The organism is Clostridium nitrophenolicum, assembly GCF_055391695.1.
Map to the genome: position 1 here is coordinate 686,002 of NZ_AP042469.1, position 15,636 is coordinate 701,637.

A 15,636-nucleotide genomic window follows, 5' to 3' on the forward strand; every position below is an offset into this window, starting at 1 on the left:
AATACCTCACATAAATATATTTAAATAAACAATCTTTGAAATGTATTTTTAGTTGTTTATTAATATAATATTCTTAGCTGTGAGGGTAAAAAGTATTCTAAGATCTCAAATTTAACTTACAGTCTTTTTGCTTAATAGTACTACAAGAAGTAGCGCCACAGATGTTAAAGCTATAGTTCCTCCTGGAGCACTATTAATAAAATAGGACAGAAATAATCCAACAACAATATCTATGAATCCAAAAATTATAGAAAATATTAATGTAGTTTTAAATCCTTTGTGCAATTGAAGAGCTGCAGCAACAGGCATTGCTATCATAGATGATATGACTAAGATACCCATTATTCTTATAGATACGGAGACTGTTGCACCAACAAGTAGAGCAAAAAGATAATTTATAAGTTTAACTTTTACTCCAGCAATTTTTGCCCCATTTTCATCAAAAGTTATGTAAAGAAGATGATTGTAAAGCAATGAAAGAGCTATAACTGAGATAATGCTCAGTGCAAAAACTGTATAAAGCTCATTTTTTGAAACTGTTAATATACTTCCAAATAAGTAAGAGTTAACATTAGCATTAGTTTTACCAGTACTTATTAATGTAATGGCTATACCTATAGATAAGGTCATTACAATTACAAGTATTAGTTCCGCGTATTTTTTATAATAATCCCTTAAAAATTCAATTAAAAGACCACATATGGAGGTAAATATAAAAGCACAAATTATCGGATTATATCCAAGAATTAGCCCTAGAGCGACTCCTGCAAAAGAAGCATGTGATAAAGCATCCCCCATCATAGAATATCTCTTAAGTACAAGAAAAACACCTACTGCAGGGCATAAAATAGATATAAATACTCCTGCAATAATTGCATTCTGCATAAAACCATACTGTAACATTTTTTCCTCCTTTTAGTCGGAACACTGGCTAATTTTGCTTGTTTCCCTTCGGGCACTGGGTAACTTAAGATTTTCGCTTTCGCTCACAAGTTAGCCATAAAAGTTCATTTAGAACTTTTACCTAGCAAAATTATCCGTTAAAGTCCATTTAGGACTTTAACCTCCAAAATAATTTTTGTTTTGATAATTTGTTATATTAACTAGGAAACTCTTATAATTCTTTTATATTCTTCTATTGTGTATAAACTTGCAGAACCGCTGTCCATAATGCAAATATGTGTGGAACAATCTAAAGCAGCTTTAAGATTATGTTCTACAGCTAATACTGTTATACCTAAATGTACATTCAAATGTTTGATTATGCTATATATTTCTTTCTGACTTTGTATATCAATACCAGTAGATGGTTCATCAAGTATTAGTAATTTGGGATTACCCATTAAAGCTCGAGCAATGAATATTTTTTGTTGCTGTCCACCAGACATATTCCCTATTAAAGTATGCTGAAAACTTTCCATTCCTACAGCGTCTAAACTTCTATGAATTGTTCTTGGATTTTTTAGCCTTAAAATTTTCATATGGCAGCTTAACATTTCAGTAACAGTGATAGGAAATTGAGAGTTAAAACTTTCAACTCTTTGAGGTACATATCCAATTTTATCAGTATGTAAATCTATATTTCCACTGGAAGGATTGAGCAAATTTAATACAAGCTTTAAAAGAGTAGTTTTTGCACTACCATTTTCGCCAAGTATAGATACATAACTTCCATCCCGTATATTTAAATTTACATTATTAAGTATATATGGTTTATTTCCTGTATATGAAAAATTTAAATTTTTAATTTCAACCATAAATAAGTTTCCTCCTGTTTTATATTTTTCAAAATTATGTAAATAATAACTATTATATTACATAATGTATTCAATAAACAATAATACTATTAAATATCATTGACAAAAAAAACATACAATATTATTATATATCCAGATGCAAATTATTTGCAACAACACTTAAAAATTATTTATTATTTAATATAAATAATAAAAATCAGGAGGCTGATATATTATGATAAAAAAAATGGGGATGCTAGTAATAACACTATTTTTGATGGTTAGCTTAACGGCCTGTGGAAATAAGAGCGGAGATGCCTCTGCAAAAGATAAAAATACTTTTGAAGGTAATGATAAAAAAATTAAAGTAATGACAAGTTTTAATGCTTTGTCACAGTTTGCAAAAGCAGTGGGAAAGGATAAGGTTGATGTTCAAGTAATCGTGCCTAATGGAACGGAACCTCATGATTTTGAACCAAAGCCTAAAGATTTGGCAAACTTAAGCAAGGCTCAAATATTTATATACAACGGATTTGGAATGGAAGGATGGGTAGAAAAATCTTTAAATGCAGTAAATAATAAGGACTTGGTGGTAGTCGAAGCATCTAAAGGTTGCGATCCAATAAAAAACACAGATGAAGATTCCATAAAGGAGCATGGACAATATGACCCACATACATGGATAAGTTTAAGTATGGCTAAAATAGAGTCAAAGAACATAGAAGAAGCGTTAATTAAAGTTGATCCATCAAATAAAGACTACTATGAAAAAAACTATAATGAGTTTGCATCTAAGCTTGATGCTATGTTAAATGAATATAAACAGAAATTTAGTGGAGTTAAAAATAAAAACTTTGTAACTGGTCATGCGGCATTTGCATATTTCTGTAGGGACTTTAATTTAAATCAAAATAGCGTAGAAAATGTATTTGCTGAGGGAGAGCCAACTCCAAAAAGAATGCAGGAGCTTATAGATTACTGTAAAAAGAATAATGTTAAAACTATATTTATGGAGGATATGGCTAGCTCAAAAGTATCAGAAACTTTAGCCAAAGAGGTTAACGCAAAAGTCGAAAAAATATATACTACAGAAAGTCAAGAGGATGGAAAAGATTATTTACAAAGCATGAAAGAAAATTTAGAAAAGGTTTATGAAAGTCTGAAATAGCAGGTTATATACCTGTTATTTTTTTATAATAAAATATTAATTTAATAAATTTTAATACATTTATTAAATTAGCTGAATATAATAGTAGTAATGGAAGAGGGGAGGTTAAAGCCCTAAATGGACTTTAACGGGATGCCTAGCAGAGGAAACTGGCTAGGCATCCCAGTGATTTAATTGCTCAGTCTTCCGACTGGAAGGAGGAATGATTTTGAAGAAGACCTATGTTTTAGATACCAATGTTATTCTGTACTCACCAGGAGCAATTTTTACCTTTGGAGATAATGATGTAGTCATACCTGAGGTTGTGTTTGAGGAGCTAGACAGTTTTAAGAAAGACAAAAATGACCTTGGAGCTAATGCGAGACATGCGGCAAGGTTGATAGACAGTCTTAGAAAAGAAGGCAATCTCAATAAGGGGGTAGAACTCCCTGGTGGTGGAAAGCTTAGGGTTGAAATGAATCATTATGATACACAAATTCCACCATCTTGGGACAAAGCTAAGCCTGATAACAGAATAATACAGGTATGCAAAGGTCTAAAGGAGCAAGGGAAAAATGTTTGCTTAATTACAAAAGATACCTTTGAAAGAATTAAAGCTGATACAGTTAATATAGATGTAGAGGACTTTCATGAAAAAGTTGTTCCAGATCATGAAAGTCAATATACGGGACGTATGGATGTTTATGCAACATCTGAGAAAATATCAGAATTTTACCGTAAAAAATTTATGAATATAGATGATCTGTTATATTATTCAGTTGAGCTTGATAAATACTTGAAGCCTAATTTAGACAACAATCAATTTATTATAGTACACTGCCTTCATAACCCAAAACAAACAGCATTGGGAAGATTTGATGGAAATAAAATAGTGCAGCTATATTATAAAGATAATATACCTCTGGGAGTTAATGCGAGAAATGTAGGGCAAAGGTTTATACTAGAAGCATTATACACAGATGCAGAAAAAGCTCCATTAGTAATAATAAAAGGCCCAGCTGGTACCGCTAAGACGCTTTTTTCACTTGCAGTAGGGTTAGATAAGATTATGGAAGAAGGAAAAGATCAATTTAGAAGGATTTTAGTTTGCAGACCCAATGTTACTATGGATGAGGATATAGGATTCTTGCCTGGAACAGAACAGGAAAAAATATCGCCTTTTATGAGACCGGTATTGGATAATCTAGAGATATTAGTAGATTCAGATGAGAAGGAAAGATATAAAAATGAAAAAGAATTATCAGATAAAATAAAAGAGTTGTTTGATAGAAGAATTATAACTACAGAAGCAGTTGCATATTTAAGAGGAAGGTCTATAGTTAAAAATTGGGTTATTATAGATGAAGCACAAAATCTTACACCAAAGCAGGTAAAATCTATTATAACTAGAGTTGGAGTCGGTACAAAACTTATTTTGATAGGAGATCCAGAACAGATAGATCATCCATTTTTAGACTCTAGATCAAATGGACTGTGTTATGCATCAGAAAAAATGAAAGGAAGTGCTCTGTGTTATCAAGTAACTTTAAAATATGACGAATGTGAAAGGTCTCCATTAGCTTATGAAGCTTCAAAAAGGCTTTAAGTATAGTAATATTGCTAAATTTATAAAACAATTAAAAATATATGAGAAATTAAACATCCAAAAAGCATTAAGAAGGTTTTAACCAGAATTATGTCTTTTTGGATGTTTAATTTTTAAATAACAAAGTTTTTGCTATATTTATAACTATTTCTATTTAAAAAATATATCATTTATTGTACAATGTTGTAAGGTATTAAATTTAGAAAGGGTAGGTTTAACGAATGAATAAGAGAAAAACCGAAGGAACTAAGAAAAAGTCAATTTGGAAATTGATCTTAGGTTTTTTGATTTTTGAGATGATATTTACAGGTATTACTGCGCCTCTAATAGTATTTCATGGGCCATTTGAAAACGTAAAGAAGACAATAGTAGGTGCTGCTATGACAACACTTAGCCATCAATATATAGCTAAATTATTTTTATCAGAGGAAGAAATAAATAAAATTTTAGGAGAAAATGTTGTTGAAACTATTCAGCAAGATAATGCACCTATAAATTTTAAAAATACTCATGATAGTAATATTGAAAGAGAAGATATTAGTGATGGAAGAAAGTTTAAAGGATATATGTTAATTGTACATGATCCTACTAGAGTTAAAGTAGGTTATAGCAAAAAATTAGGTGTTGAAGGAGAATTAACAAGTCAGATAGCTAGGGATAACGGGGCAGTAGCTGCAGTTAATGGTGGAGGCTTTACAGATAGCTCATCTGGAGATAGTAAATGGACAGGAACTGGTGGAAAGCCTGTTGGAATACTTATGAGTAATGGGAAAATACTTTACAATGATTTAAAGGAAGATGAAGAAAGAGATGTAGTGGCTATTACTAAAAGTGGAGCGCTTTTAGTTGGGCCGCATAGCTTAAAAGAACTTAATGAACTTGGTGCTACAGAAGCCATTTCTTTTGGACCTGCATTAGTAGTAAATGGTAGAGGTACTATAAAATCCGGTGACGGAGGCTGGGGAATAGCTCCTAGAACAGCTATTGGACAAAGAAAAGATGGAGCTATACTTTTATTAGTTATTGATGGAAGACAAACTACGAGTGTAGGAGCTACGCTAAAAGATGTTGAAAATATAATGCTTCAATATGGTGCTGTTAATGCAACAAACTTAGATGGAGGATCATCTTCAACAATGTATTATGAAGGTGATGTAATAAATAATCCTTGCGATCCTTTAGGAGAAAGATCAGTTCCATCGGCCATTTTTGTTAAATAATTGTGGAAGTAAGTAAGATAATTATTAGAAGGAGAGTAAGGAATGAAGATTTTTAAAAGGATTTTTTTATGGATTCTTATATCTTTAACCATACAGTTTGCAGGACTTTTCTACGCAGAAAAGTATTTATTAGCCACAAACACATCTATCAAGACTAAAAAAGTTGTAAAAAGCGAAGTCAAAAAGCAAGATGCAGAGGTGAAGGTACCTGATAATGCAACTCATGTTAATGCATCCTTTAATGCAAGATATTTAGCTTACTATGACGGAGATGTTTTAAAAGTAATAAATACAAAAACTGGAGAAGAAAAGAAAGTAGATTTCGAGGATGGGGTACAGGTTTCATTTTACAAATGGCTTCCAGATAGAAATAGAATGCTTATAGCAGAAAAAGAAACAGGCAAAAAAGGCTCCAGTTTCAAATTAGCATACTATGATGTAGATAAAGATGTTAAGGAAGATATTAAGGAACTAGATTGGGCAGATAAAAATGCAGAGGTAGAGGATATTCAAGCTTCACCTTTAACAAATATTATATATGTTAAAGTAGCAAACGGTGGTAAGAGAAGTAGTATATATTGGATTAATATAATGAAAGAAATGAAAAAAGTAGATACAATGGCTTATATGATAGGAAAGATAAAAGTAGTTCCTCATGAAGATAAGCTTATATATGAGGATCTTACTCATCATAGAATATATACAACAGGACAAGATGAACCTCTTGATATAAATGGAGTAAACAATCCCTCACTAATAGCTGTAGATGATGAGGACAGAGTATATATTGGTGAAACTCAAGATGATAAGATTAGCAAAATTTATTATGGCAGTGTAAAAGAAGGAAGAAACTCTCTGCAAACTATTGATTTAGGCACTGCAGTAGATAAAGATGCGATATTCGTGAGTTCTCAAGGAAAGATTTATATAAATGATAACCTTAAGGGAGTTGTCAGAGAAGTTGCTTCAGGAAAAGAGTATATTTATCAAGGAAGATTTATTCAAATGTATACTGATGGAATAATATCAGTAAGTGACGGAAAAATGGTGAAAACTCTATTTAACTAAAGATATTTGTAATTGTTAGGGGATGTTAGGATAGAATTCTGTTCTAGCATCCCTTGTAAATTTTAATTTGTTTGTTTAGATTACTGTAAATAAACTTAGTTGGTGTTTAAAACGCAAACTGAAGTAAGTTTCACTTTATTGAGTAATGTCAATACTTTTGTTATAATGAAAGTAATTTTGTTTAAATGTAGTAATAATGTAAGAAAGGGTGATTTGATTTTGAATAACTGGTTACTTGAGAAAATACTTATAATACCAGCCATACTTATAGGTTTTGCATTTCATGAATATGCACACGCATTTGTAGCTGACAGACTTGGGGATAAGACTCCAAAGTTTCAAGGAAGACTTACCTTAAATCCATTTGTTCATATAGATTTAATGGGGTTTTTAATGATATTAATTGTAGGTTTTGGGTGGGCAAGGCCTGTAGAAACCAATCCTAGTGCTTTTAAAAATAGATATAAGGATGATTTAAAAGTTTCCATAGCTGGACCAATTGCTAATTTAATCGTAGCATTTATAGGTGCTATATTAGCAGCGCTTCTATCGAAATTCGGTTTTTTTGGTATGAAAGGTATACCTTTATTATATGGAATTGTTGGTAGTATGCTTTCTGCAATAATAAGTATAAATTGCATGCTTTTTGTCTTTAATCTAATACCACTTCCTGGATTAGATGGATTTCATGTGCTGAGAGATTTGTTTCCATCGACTTACTATAAGATATCAGATTCCATATATAAATATCAGATGATTATACTAATACTTTTTATAGCAACTCCAATTTCAACTTATATTGTTGGAATTCCGTCGCATTACTTATATAGTACATTTTTAAGAATTGCTAGTACCTTGATATAAGACACATGAATTTTTCTACAAAAGAAGGAGGTTTCATATGAGACTTAGAAAAAAATGGTGGGCAAGACCGGAAATGGAAGCAAGCCCTTTAGTAATAATAGAGCCAAAAGAACTTAAAGGAAAGTGGCAGGAAGAGTTTAAAAATAATAATGATATATACTTGGAACTAGGTTGTGGAAGAGGAAGATTTATAACTACCAGAGCACAACAAAATTCTAATATAAACTTTATAGGTGTAGACCTTAAAGATGAAGTTTTAATATATGCATTGAAAAAATTAGAGGATACTGAATTGCAAAATGCAAGGCTTATTCCTATGAATATAGCTGGAATTTCTGAAGTCTTTGAGAAGGATGAAATAAGCAGGATATATATTAACTTTTGCAATCCTTGGCCGAAGGAGAGACATAACAAAAGAAGGCTTACTCATTCAAAGTTCTTAACAGAGTATAAGAAATTTTTAAAGCCTAACAGTGAGATATGGTTTAAAACAGACGATACAGAACTATTTGAGGATTCACAGGAATATTTCAAAGAAAGTGGATTTTCTATAGAGTATTTAACATACGATTTACACAAAAGTGATTTTACGCAAAATGTAGTTACTGAATACGAGGAAAAGTTTACTTCACTTGGAATGAAAACTATGTTTTTAATAGCAAAGTTATTGTAGTCCGAAAAAATAGTTCTGACACTTAAAAAAGTCCTGACAAAAAAATGAAATATATAATTTATGAAGAATCTCCTCTTTTGATTTAAAACTAAATCAAAAATGGGGGATTTTTTTATTGTTTCCTGTGCTTAAGCTTTAAAGATTGAGAAAAAAGATTATAAATTTTATTTATATTTTTTAGAAAATTTATTTTATTAGGTTTGATATAGATTTATTCTTATTACAATGATAAAATGTAAAACATTAATTAGAAATAGATAAATGATTTTTTGCTTCTAAGTACATTACAATTGACGGAGGATAAAAACATATGATGACATTTATAATCGAATTGTTAATCAGAACTTGTATAGAAACAGTATATCTTATAGGAATGATTGTTTTAGTCGGATTGCTTCTTGGAGTATTACGAAATAATTCTATAAGAAATTTTCAGAGACGTTTTGGAAGTAAGGCATTAATGATAACAGGGTTTATTGGTGTTCCAATTCACGAATTGAGTCACGCCATCGTTGCTTTGCTGTTTGGACATAAAATTACTAAGATAAAATTACTTCAAAAACCGGATGAAAATGGGGTAATGGGATACGTACAACACAGCTATAACCAAGGTAGTGTTTATCAGCAGATAGGAAACTTTTTTATAGGCATAGCACCTATATTTGGAGGAATTTTTTCTATAATAGCTTTAATGAGATATATAATACCACAGGCTTATAACGGGTTTATCAATATATTAATTAAAAGCTTACATGTTACAGTGTTAAGCAAAAGTACAATTGAAGGAATAATTAATTCTTATTCTGGGTTGGTAAAAGTTATATTCTCCTTGAAGAACTTTGAAAATCCATACTTTTATGTATTCTTATTTATATCTATATGTATATCCTCTCATATATCTTTAAGTTCTGCCGATATAAAGGGAGCTTTCAGAGGATTATGGATTATATTTCTAATATTATTTATGGTGAATACTTTAAATTTATCAAAGTATATATTAGCTATTGATTTAATAAGGTATAACATTTTAATAACGGGAGTTCTAATGATAGCTGTAATGCTTTCCACAATAACATTTTTTATAAGTTTGATTTTTATTAGATAAGTTAGGAATAAGGATAGAGTCCGTATATAATAATTCTAACATTTGTAGGACCACATAATCCTCCATATGGAATAGATACTTTAACTATAACCAAAAATAATGGTGAGATAAAAGTAGAAGAATTTAAACATGAAAATGTAACAGAATAAATAATAGGAAAATAATCCACATTTCTGGAATAAATTGAGCCAGAGATGTGGATTTTTTATTGAGATTTTTTCGTTACCTCTTTTCATTAAAGAAATTACTTTTTTTGCTTTGAGCTATACTACAAATCCTTGTGAATGCAAGATGTAAAACTTATTGACATGTATAGTTTATAGACAATTTTCAAGCATTCAATTATTGCGGGAAAAGCTAGTATTAACAAAAAATATGTATAAATAATATACATAAAGTCAAAGAAGTTAATTTATAAGAAATTTAGTAAGACCACGTATTTTGAGGGGGTTAACACAGATAAATAATATGGCATGGTTTTTGCTAAATACATTAATGAAGGGGGGATTACTTTGAAATATGAAAACGTTGTTCTAGATAAACAAAATCATATTGCTACATTAAGCTTTAACAGGCCATCGGTATTAAATGCATTAAATAGTGATGTTTTAAAAGAATTTAATCAAGTATTAGATGAAATAGAAAATGATGAAGAAATCTATGTCCTAATAGTAACTGGATATGGTAAAGCTTTTATTGCTGGAGCAGATATATCAGAAATGAAGGATAAAACTCCGGAGCAGGCTAGAAAATTTGCGGAATTAGGGTTAGGCGTATTTAGAAAAATGGAACTTATGGAAAAGCCAATTATAGCAGCTATAAATGGCTTTGCATTAGGTGGTGGATGTGAATTAGCTATGAGCTGTGATATAAGAATAGCTTCAGAGAAAGCAAAGTTTGGACAACCAGAAGTTGGATTAGGAATCATCCCAGGTTTTGCAGGAACTCAAAGACTATCACGTTTAGTTGGAGTAGCTAAGGCAAAGGAGATAATTTTTACTGGCGATATGATCAATGCAGTTGAAGCGGAAAAACTAGGATTAGTAAATAAAATTGTACCTCACGATGAGTTAATGGTTGAAGCTTTAACTTTAGCTGAAAAGATTGCTTCTAAAGCACAGGCCGCAATAAGATATTCAAAAACTGCTATAAATAGAGGTGCGGAAAGTGATATAGAAACAGGAATGCTAATAGAAAAAGATCTATTTGGGTTATGTTTCTCAACTAAGGATCAAAAAGAGGGTATGGAAGCATTTTTGGAAAAAAGAAAAGCAAATTTTATAAATAAGTAAAATTATTAAAATACGGTGTGTTTTTAGGAGGAATTGGAATGAAAATATTTGTTTTAGGAGCAGGAACAATGGGCTCAGGAATTGTGCAGGCTTTTGCACAAACTGGATATGAAGTAGTAATGAGAGATATTGAAGAGAGTTTTGTTCAAAGAGGATTTGACATAATTTCTAAAAATCTTGAAAAAAGTGTTCAAAAAGGAAAAATTACTGCAGAAGAAAAGAAAAATATAGTTAGCAGAATAACACCTACAACAGATATGAGTTTAGCTAAAGATGCAGATTTAGTTGTGGAAGCAGCAGTTGAAAATATGTCAATTAAGAAAAAGATATTTGCAGAGTTAGATGAATTATGTAAGCCAGAAGCTATACTTGCTACAAATACATCATCATTATCTATAACTGATGTAGCAAGTGCAACTAAGAGACCAGATAAGGTTATAGGTATGCATTTTTTTAATCCTGTTCCAGTTATGAAATTAGTAGAAGTTATAAAAGGAATTGCTACTTCAGAAGAAACTAAAAATACTATAGTTGAGGTTTCTAAGAAACTTGGAAAAGATCCTGTAGAGGTTGAAGAGGCGCCAGGCTTTGTAGTAAACAGAATCCTTGTACCTATGATAAATGAAGCGGTAGGAATTTTAGCAGATAATGTTGCAAGCGCTGAAGACATTGATTTAGCTATGAAGCTAGGAGCTAACCATCCTATGGGACCATTAGCATTGGCTGACTTAATAGGAATTGATGTATGTTTGGCTATTATGGAAGTACTATATGCGGAATTTGGAGACTCAAAATATAGACCACATCCATTACTAAGAAAGATGTCAAGGGCTGGATATTTAGGAAAAAAGTCAGGAAAAGGATTCTTCGATTATAACAAATAATTGATAAAGTTCCACAAGAATATATAAGGAATTAATTGGAGGGTTAGAACATGAGAGAAGTAGTTATAGCAAGTGCGGTTAGAACAGCTGTAGGTTCTTTTGGCGGAAGCTTAAAGGATGTGTCAGTAGTTGATTTAGGAGCTATAGTGATTAAGGAAGCCTTAAATAGAGCAGGTGTAAAACCTGAATTAGTAGATGAAGTTATTATGGGAAATGTATTACAAGCTGGAAATGGTCAAAATCCAGCAAGGCAATCTGCTGTAAAAGCTGGCATTCCAGTTGATGTGCCATCCTTTACTTTAAATAAGTTGTGTGGATCCGGCTTAAGATCAGTTAGTTTAGCTTTTCAAATGATTTTATCTGGATATAACGATATTATAGTTGCTGGTGGAATGGAGAGTATGTCTAGAGCACCATATATTTTAAAAGATGCAAGATGGGGACAAAGAATGGGCGATGGAAAGCTAGTAGATGACATGGTATTTGACGGACTTACAGATGCTTTTAATGGATATCATATGGGAATCACAGCGGAAAACATAGCAGAACAATGGAATATAACTAGAGAAATGCAGGACACATTTGCTTTAAATTCTCAATTAAAAGCTGAAAATGCAATCAAAGAAGGCAAATTTAAAGATGAAATAGTTCCAGTAATTATACCGCAAAGAAAAGGAGAACCAAAGGTATTTGACACAGATGAATATCCTAAAGCAGGAGTTACAATTGAAAGTTTATCAAAATTAAAACCTGCCTTTAAAAAGGCTGGAACTGTTACTGCAGGTAACGCATCAGGGATAAACGATGGAGCTGCGGCATTGGTTATAATGAGTGCTGAAAAAGCAGCTGAACTAGGTATAAAACCATTGGCGAAAATTGTATCCTTTGGTTCAAAGGGATTAGACCCTTCAATTATGGGATATGGACCTGTTCCATCAACTAGAGAAGCTTTAGAAAGAGCAAAGTTAACTGTAAAAGACTTAGATTTAATAGAAGCAAATGAAGCTTTTGCTGCACAAAGTTTAGCTGTAGCAAAGGATCTAGAATTTAACATGGATATTGTAAATGTAAACGGTGGGGCTATAGCTCTTGGACACCCAATCGGAGCTTCTGGTGCTAGAATTTTAGTCACACTAATTTATGAAATGATTAAGAGAGATGCTAAAAAAGGTCTTGCAACCTTATGTATAGGTGGAGGACAAGGAGCAGCAGCTATTATAGAAAGATAATTAATAATTACTATAAAGTTAGAATGTAAGGAGTGTCTAAGGCTGTGGACCATTTTGGCTGTGGACCTTAAGCTCTTAACAAAATATATAAGGCATAGTAGAAGTTGGACAAGTATATGATTTGACTAGTTGTTATTCTAAAATATACAAACTATCCTTAATAATTAAACAAAGGTATACTTTATCTTTCTTCTACTATGTATTAAAAAATAGGAGGTAAAATCATGCAAGGTTTAACAATCGATCAAATAAAAGTTGGAGATAAGATTTCTATTGAAAAGACTATATCTGAAACAGATGTATACTTATTTGCTGGAATTACTGGAGATTTAAATCCAGCACACGTAAATCAAGCTGCATCAGAAAAAACAATGTTTAAGAGTAGAATTGCACATGGAATATTAGTTTCTGGTCTTATTTCAGCTTGTCTTGGTATGCATCTTCCTGGACCAGGAACAATTTATATGGGACAACAGCTTAAGTTTACTGCACCAGTTTATATTGGAGATACAATTAAAGCAGAAGTAGAAGTTATAGAAATGAATGTAGAGAAAAATAGAGTTAAACTAAGAACGGTTTGTACTAATCAAAATGGAAAAGTTGTTGTAGATGGAGAAGCATTAGTTATGCCTCCTAAAAAAGTTTCTGAATAGCTATTCTTAAATAAAATTTAAATAGATCAGTTAATTATATTTTACCTATATAAGATTGAACCCTTCCAAATAGACATAGCTAAAATCAATCTGATATAGGTAAAATATAAAATAAAGCAAAATTAATATATAAGAATTGTTTGATTATTAACAAACAATCAAATATCTATCTAAAAATCAAGAGGAGGACCAATTATGGATTTTACATTGTCAAAGGAACAACAATTAGTACAACAAATGGTAAGAGAATTTGCTGAAAATGAAGTTAAGCCATTAGCAGCAGAAATTGATGAAACAGAAAGGTTTCCAATGGAGACAGTAGAAAAAATGGCTAAGTACGGAATGATGGGTATTCCATTTTCTAAAGAATATGGCGGAGCCGGTGGAGATACTCTTTCATATATATTAGCAGTTGAGGAGTTATCAAAGGTTTGTGGTACTACTGGAGTTATTCTTTCAGCTCACACTTCACTATGTGCTTCAGTAATTGATAAATATGGCACTGAAGAGCATAAACAAAAGTACTTAATACATCTTGCAAAGGGAGAAAAGTTGGGAGCCTTTGGATTAACAGAACCAAATGCAGGAACAGATGCTGCAGGGCAACAAACTACAGCGGTTCTTGATGGAGATAACTATATAATTAATGGACAAAAAATATTTATAACAAATGGTGGAGCAGCAGATATCTTCATAGTATTTGCTATGACAGACAGAAGCAAAGGAACAAAAGGAATTTCAGCATTTATAGTTGAAAAAGGATTCAAAGGTTTCTCAACAGGTAAGCTAGAAGACAAGATGGGAATTAGAGCATCTTCAACTACTGAGCTTATATTTGAAGACTGTATAGTACCAAAGGAAAACTTACTAAGCAAAGAAGGAAAAGGCTTTGGTGTTGCTATGGGTACTCTTGATGGAGGAAGAATTGGTATAGCAGCTCAAGCACTAGGAATAGCTGAAGGTGCTTTCAATGAAGCGATAGCTTATATGAAAGAGAGAAAACAATTCGGCAGATCTTTAGATAAATTCCAAGGACTATCTTGGATAGTAGCTGAATTGGATACAAAAATCGAAGCAGCAAGACACTTAGTATACAAAGCAGCATGCAAGAAAGATGCTGGACTTCCTTACTCTGTAGATGCAGCAAGAGCTAAGTTATTTGCAGCAGATATTGCTATGGAAGTAACAACTAAGGCTGTTCAGCTGTTTGGTGGATACGGATATACAAAGGAATATCCAGTTGAAAGAATGATGAGAGATGCTAAGATAACTGAAATATATGAAGGAACTTCACAGGTTCAGAAGATGGTTATCTCAGGAAGTATATTTAGATAAGAATAGACAAGGAGGACAACATTAATGAATATAGTAGTTTGTTTAAAACAAGTTCCAGATACAACAGAAGTTAAAATAGATCCAAAGACAGGAACTCTTATAAGAGAAGGAGTTCCATCAATAATAAATCCAGATGACAAAAATGCTTTAGAAGAAGCACTTGTATTAAAAGAAAAGGTAGGGGCAAAAGTTACTATAATAAGTATGGGACCACCACAAGCAGAAGCTGCTTTAAGAGAAGCAATAGCTATGGGAGCAGATGAAGCAATTCTTATATCAGACAGAGCCTTTGCAGGAGCAGATACATTGGCTACATCAAATGCATTAGCAGGAGCATTAAGAAAGTTAGACTACGACATAGTATTTGCAGGAAGACAGGCTATAGATGGAGATACAGCACAGGTTGGGCCAGAAATAGCTGAGCATTTAAACATCCCGCAAATCACTTATGTAGAAAAAGTAGAAGTTGAGGGAGATTCCTTAAAAGTACAAAGAGCATGGGAAGATGGGTACGAAGTAATAAAGGTTAAGACTCCAGTTCTTTTGACAGCTATAAAAGAATTAAATGAACCAAGATATATGCATATGGCAAATATCTTTGAAACATACAAGAAAGAAATAAAAGTATGGAGTGCAGCTGATATAGATGTAGACAAATCTCTTCTTGGATTAGCTGGATCACCAACAAAGGTTAAGAAATCTTCAACAAAGGAAGCAAAGGGACAAGGAGAATTAGTAAATCTACCAGCAAAAGAAGTAGCAGCATATGCAGTTTCAAAATTAAAAGAAAAACACTACATCTAAGCAGGCATCCAAAATCTCTG

General features: G+C 31.9%; 16 protein-coding genes. 14 read left to right on the forward strand and 2 right to left on the reverse strand.

The genetic code is table 11. The features are described from left to right. Positions 1-111 precede the first annotated feature (111 nt). Both ACZ5N4_RS03125 and ACZ5N4_RS03130 read right to left on the reverse strand, forming a co-directional pair. Complete coding sequence (locus ACZ5N4_RS03125) at positions 112-903, reverse strand: metal ABC transporter permease (protein ID WP_464207088.1); 792 nt, start codon at positions 901-903, stop codon at positions 112-114. 200 nt (positions 904-1,103) lie between these two features. Next, positions 1,104-1,757 carry a metal ABC transporter ATP-binding protein gene (locus tag ACZ5N4_RS03130; RefSeq protein WP_464207090.1) on the reverse strand — a complete coding sequence of 218 codons (654 nt, stop codon included), beginning with the start codon at positions 1,755-1,757 and terminating at the stop codon, positions 1,104-1,106. Between the two features lie 214 nt (positions 1,758-1,971). On the opposite strand from ACZ5N4_RS03130, the gene ACZ5N4_RS03135 reads away from it, so the two are divergent. The 14 genes from ACZ5N4_RS03135 to ACZ5N4_RS03200 all read left to right on the forward strand — a co-directional run bounded on the left by ACZ5N4_RS03135 (position 1,972) and on the right by ACZ5N4_RS03200 (position 15,616). Beyond that, positions 1,972-2,904, forward strand: a complete 933-nt coding sequence (locus ACZ5N4_RS03135) for a metal ABC transporter substrate-binding protein (protein ID WP_464207092.1) — start codon at positions 1,972-1,974, stop codon at positions 2,902-2,904. A gap of 208 nt (positions 2,905-3,112) precedes the next feature. Next, positions 3,113-4,489, forward strand: a complete 1,377-nt coding sequence (locus tag ACZ5N4_RS03140; RefSeq protein ID WP_464207094.1) for a PhoH family protein — start codon at positions 3,113-3,115, stop codon at positions 4,487-4,489. 221 nt (positions 4,490-4,710) lie between these two features. Continuing rightward, the gene (locus ACZ5N4_RS03145) at positions 4,711-5,709 is read left to right on the forward strand and encodes a phosphodiester glycosidase family protein (protein WP_464207096.1); all 999 of its coding nucleotides are present in this window, start codon (positions 4,711-4,713) and stop codon (positions 5,707-5,709) included. 42 nt (positions 5,710-5,751) lie between these two features. Then, positions 5,752-6,777, forward strand: a complete 1,026-nt coding sequence (locus ACZ5N4_RS03150; RefSeq protein ID WP_464207098.1) for an NHL repeat-containing protein — start codon at positions 5,752-5,754, stop codon at positions 6,775-6,777. 213 nt (positions 6,778-6,990) lie between these two features. Then, positions 6,991-7,641: a site-2 protease family protein gene (locus tag ACZ5N4_RS03155; RefSeq protein WP_464210808.1), complete on the forward strand. Its 651-nt coding sequence runs from the start codon at positions 6,991-6,993 to the stop codon at positions 7,639-7,641. Between the two features lie 37 nt (positions 7,642-7,678). After that, positions 7,679-8,314, forward strand: a complete 636-nt coding sequence (trmB, locus tag ACZ5N4_RS03160) for a tRNA (guanosine(46)-N7)-methyltransferase TrmB (RefSeq protein WP_464207100.1) — start codon at positions 7,679-7,681, stop codon at positions 8,312-8,314. Between the two features lie 313 nt (positions 8,315-8,627). Then, a complete protein-coding gene (locus ACZ5N4_RS03165) occupies positions 8,628-9,419 on the forward strand; it encodes a hypothetical protein (RefSeq protein ID WP_464210810.1) in 792 nt (263 codons plus the stop codon). 32 nt (positions 9,420-9,451) lie between these two features. Then, entirely contained in the window at positions 9,452-9,568 is a 117-nt protein-coding gene (locus ACZ5N4_RS03170; protein WP_464210811.1) for a DUF3888 domain-containing protein, read from the forward strand. Between the two features lie 324 nt (positions 9,569-9,892). Further along, a complete protein-coding gene (locus tag ACZ5N4_RS03175) occupies positions 9,893-10,711 on the forward strand; it encodes a short-chain-enoyl-CoA hydratase (protein ID WP_464207102.1) in 819 nt (272 codons plus the stop codon). A 38-nt stretch (positions 10,712-10,749) separates the two neighbouring features. Beyond that, on the forward strand, positions 10,750-11,595 hold the full coding sequence (locus ACZ5N4_RS03180; RefSeq protein WP_464207104.1) for a 3-hydroxybutyryl-CoA dehydrogenase: 846 nt from the start codon (positions 10,750-10,752) through the stop codon (positions 11,593-11,595). A gap of 50 nt (positions 11,596-11,645) precedes the next feature. Continuing rightward, entirely contained in the window at positions 11,646-12,824 is a 1,179-nt protein-coding gene (locus ACZ5N4_RS03185) for an acetyl-CoA C-acetyltransferase (protein ID WP_464207106.1), read from the forward strand. 224 nt (positions 12,825-13,048) lie between these two features. Further along, the gene (locus tag ACZ5N4_RS03190; protein ID WP_464207108.1) at positions 13,049-13,477 is read left to right on the forward strand and encodes a MaoC family dehydratase; all 429 of its coding nucleotides are present in this window, start codon (positions 13,049-13,051) and stop codon (positions 13,475-13,477) included. 195 nt (positions 13,478-13,672) lie between these two features. After that, the gene (locus tag ACZ5N4_RS03195; RefSeq protein WP_464207110.1) at positions 13,673-14,812 is read left to right on the forward strand and encodes an acyl-CoA dehydrogenase; all 1,140 of its coding nucleotides are present in this window, start codon (positions 13,673-13,675) and stop codon (positions 14,810-14,812) included. A 24-nt stretch (positions 14,813-14,836) separates the two neighbouring features. Beyond that, positions 14,837-15,616 (forward strand): electron transfer flavoprotein subunit beta, encoded by a 780-nt coding sequence (locus tag ACZ5N4_RS03200; protein ID WP_464207112.1) that lies wholly within the window; start codon positions 14,837-14,839, stop codon positions 15,614-15,616. The last annotated feature ends 20 nt before the right edge of the window (positions 15,617-15,636 follow it).

What these genes read in the sequence shown, in the direction of transcription:
- ACZ5N4_RS03125 (WP_464207088.1), bottom strand. Translation starts at nt 903, where the DNA reads ATGTTACAGTATGGTTTTATGCAGAATGCAATTATTGCAGGAGTATTT.
- ACZ5N4_RS03130 (WP_464207090.1), bottom strand. Translation starts at nt 1,757, where the DNA reads ATGGTTGAAATTAAAAATTTAAATTTTTCATATACAGGAAATAAACCA.
- ACZ5N4_RS03135 (WP_464207092.1), top strand. Translation starts at nt 1,972, where the DNA reads ATGATAAAAAAAATGGGGATGCTAGTAATAACACTATTTTTGATGGTT.
- ACZ5N4_RS03145 (WP_464207096.1), top strand. Translation starts at nt 4,711, where the DNA reads ATGAATAAGAGAAAAACCGAAGGAACTAAGAAAAAGTCAATTTGGAAA.
- ACZ5N4_RS03150 (WP_464207098.1), top strand. Translation starts at nt 5,752, where the DNA reads ATGAAGATTTTTAAAAGGATTTTTTTATGGATTCTTATATCTTTAACC.
- trmB (WP_464207100.1), top strand. Translation starts at nt 7,679, where the DNA reads ATGAGACTTAGAAAAAAATGGTGGGCAAGACCGGAAATGGAAGCAAGC.
- ACZ5N4_RS03165 (WP_464210810.1), top strand. Translation starts at nt 8,628, where the DNA reads ATGACATTTATAATCGAATTGTTAATCAGAACTTGTATAGAAACAGTA.
- ACZ5N4_RS03175 (WP_464207102.1), top strand. Translation starts at nt 9,893, where the DNA reads ATGGTTTTTGCTAAATACATTAATGAAGGGGGGATTACTTTGAAATAT.
- ACZ5N4_RS03180 (WP_464207104.1), top strand. Translation starts at nt 10,750, where the DNA reads ATGAAAATATTTGTTTTAGGAGCAGGAACAATGGGCTCAGGAATTGTG.
- ACZ5N4_RS03185 (WP_464207106.1), top strand. Translation starts at nt 11,646, where the DNA reads ATGAGAGAAGTAGTTATAGCAAGTGCGGTTAGAACAGCTGTAGGTTCT.
- ACZ5N4_RS03190 (WP_464207108.1), top strand. Translation starts at nt 13,049, where the DNA reads ATGCAAGGTTTAACAATCGATCAAATAAAAGTTGGAGATAAGATTTCT.
- ACZ5N4_RS03195 (WP_464207110.1), top strand. Translation starts at nt 13,673, where the DNA reads ATGGATTTTACATTGTCAAAGGAACAACAATTAGTACAACAAATGGTA.
- ACZ5N4_RS03200 (WP_464207112.1), top strand. Translation starts at nt 14,837, where the DNA reads ATGAATATAGTAGTTTGTTTAAAACAAGTTCCAGATACAACAGAAGTT.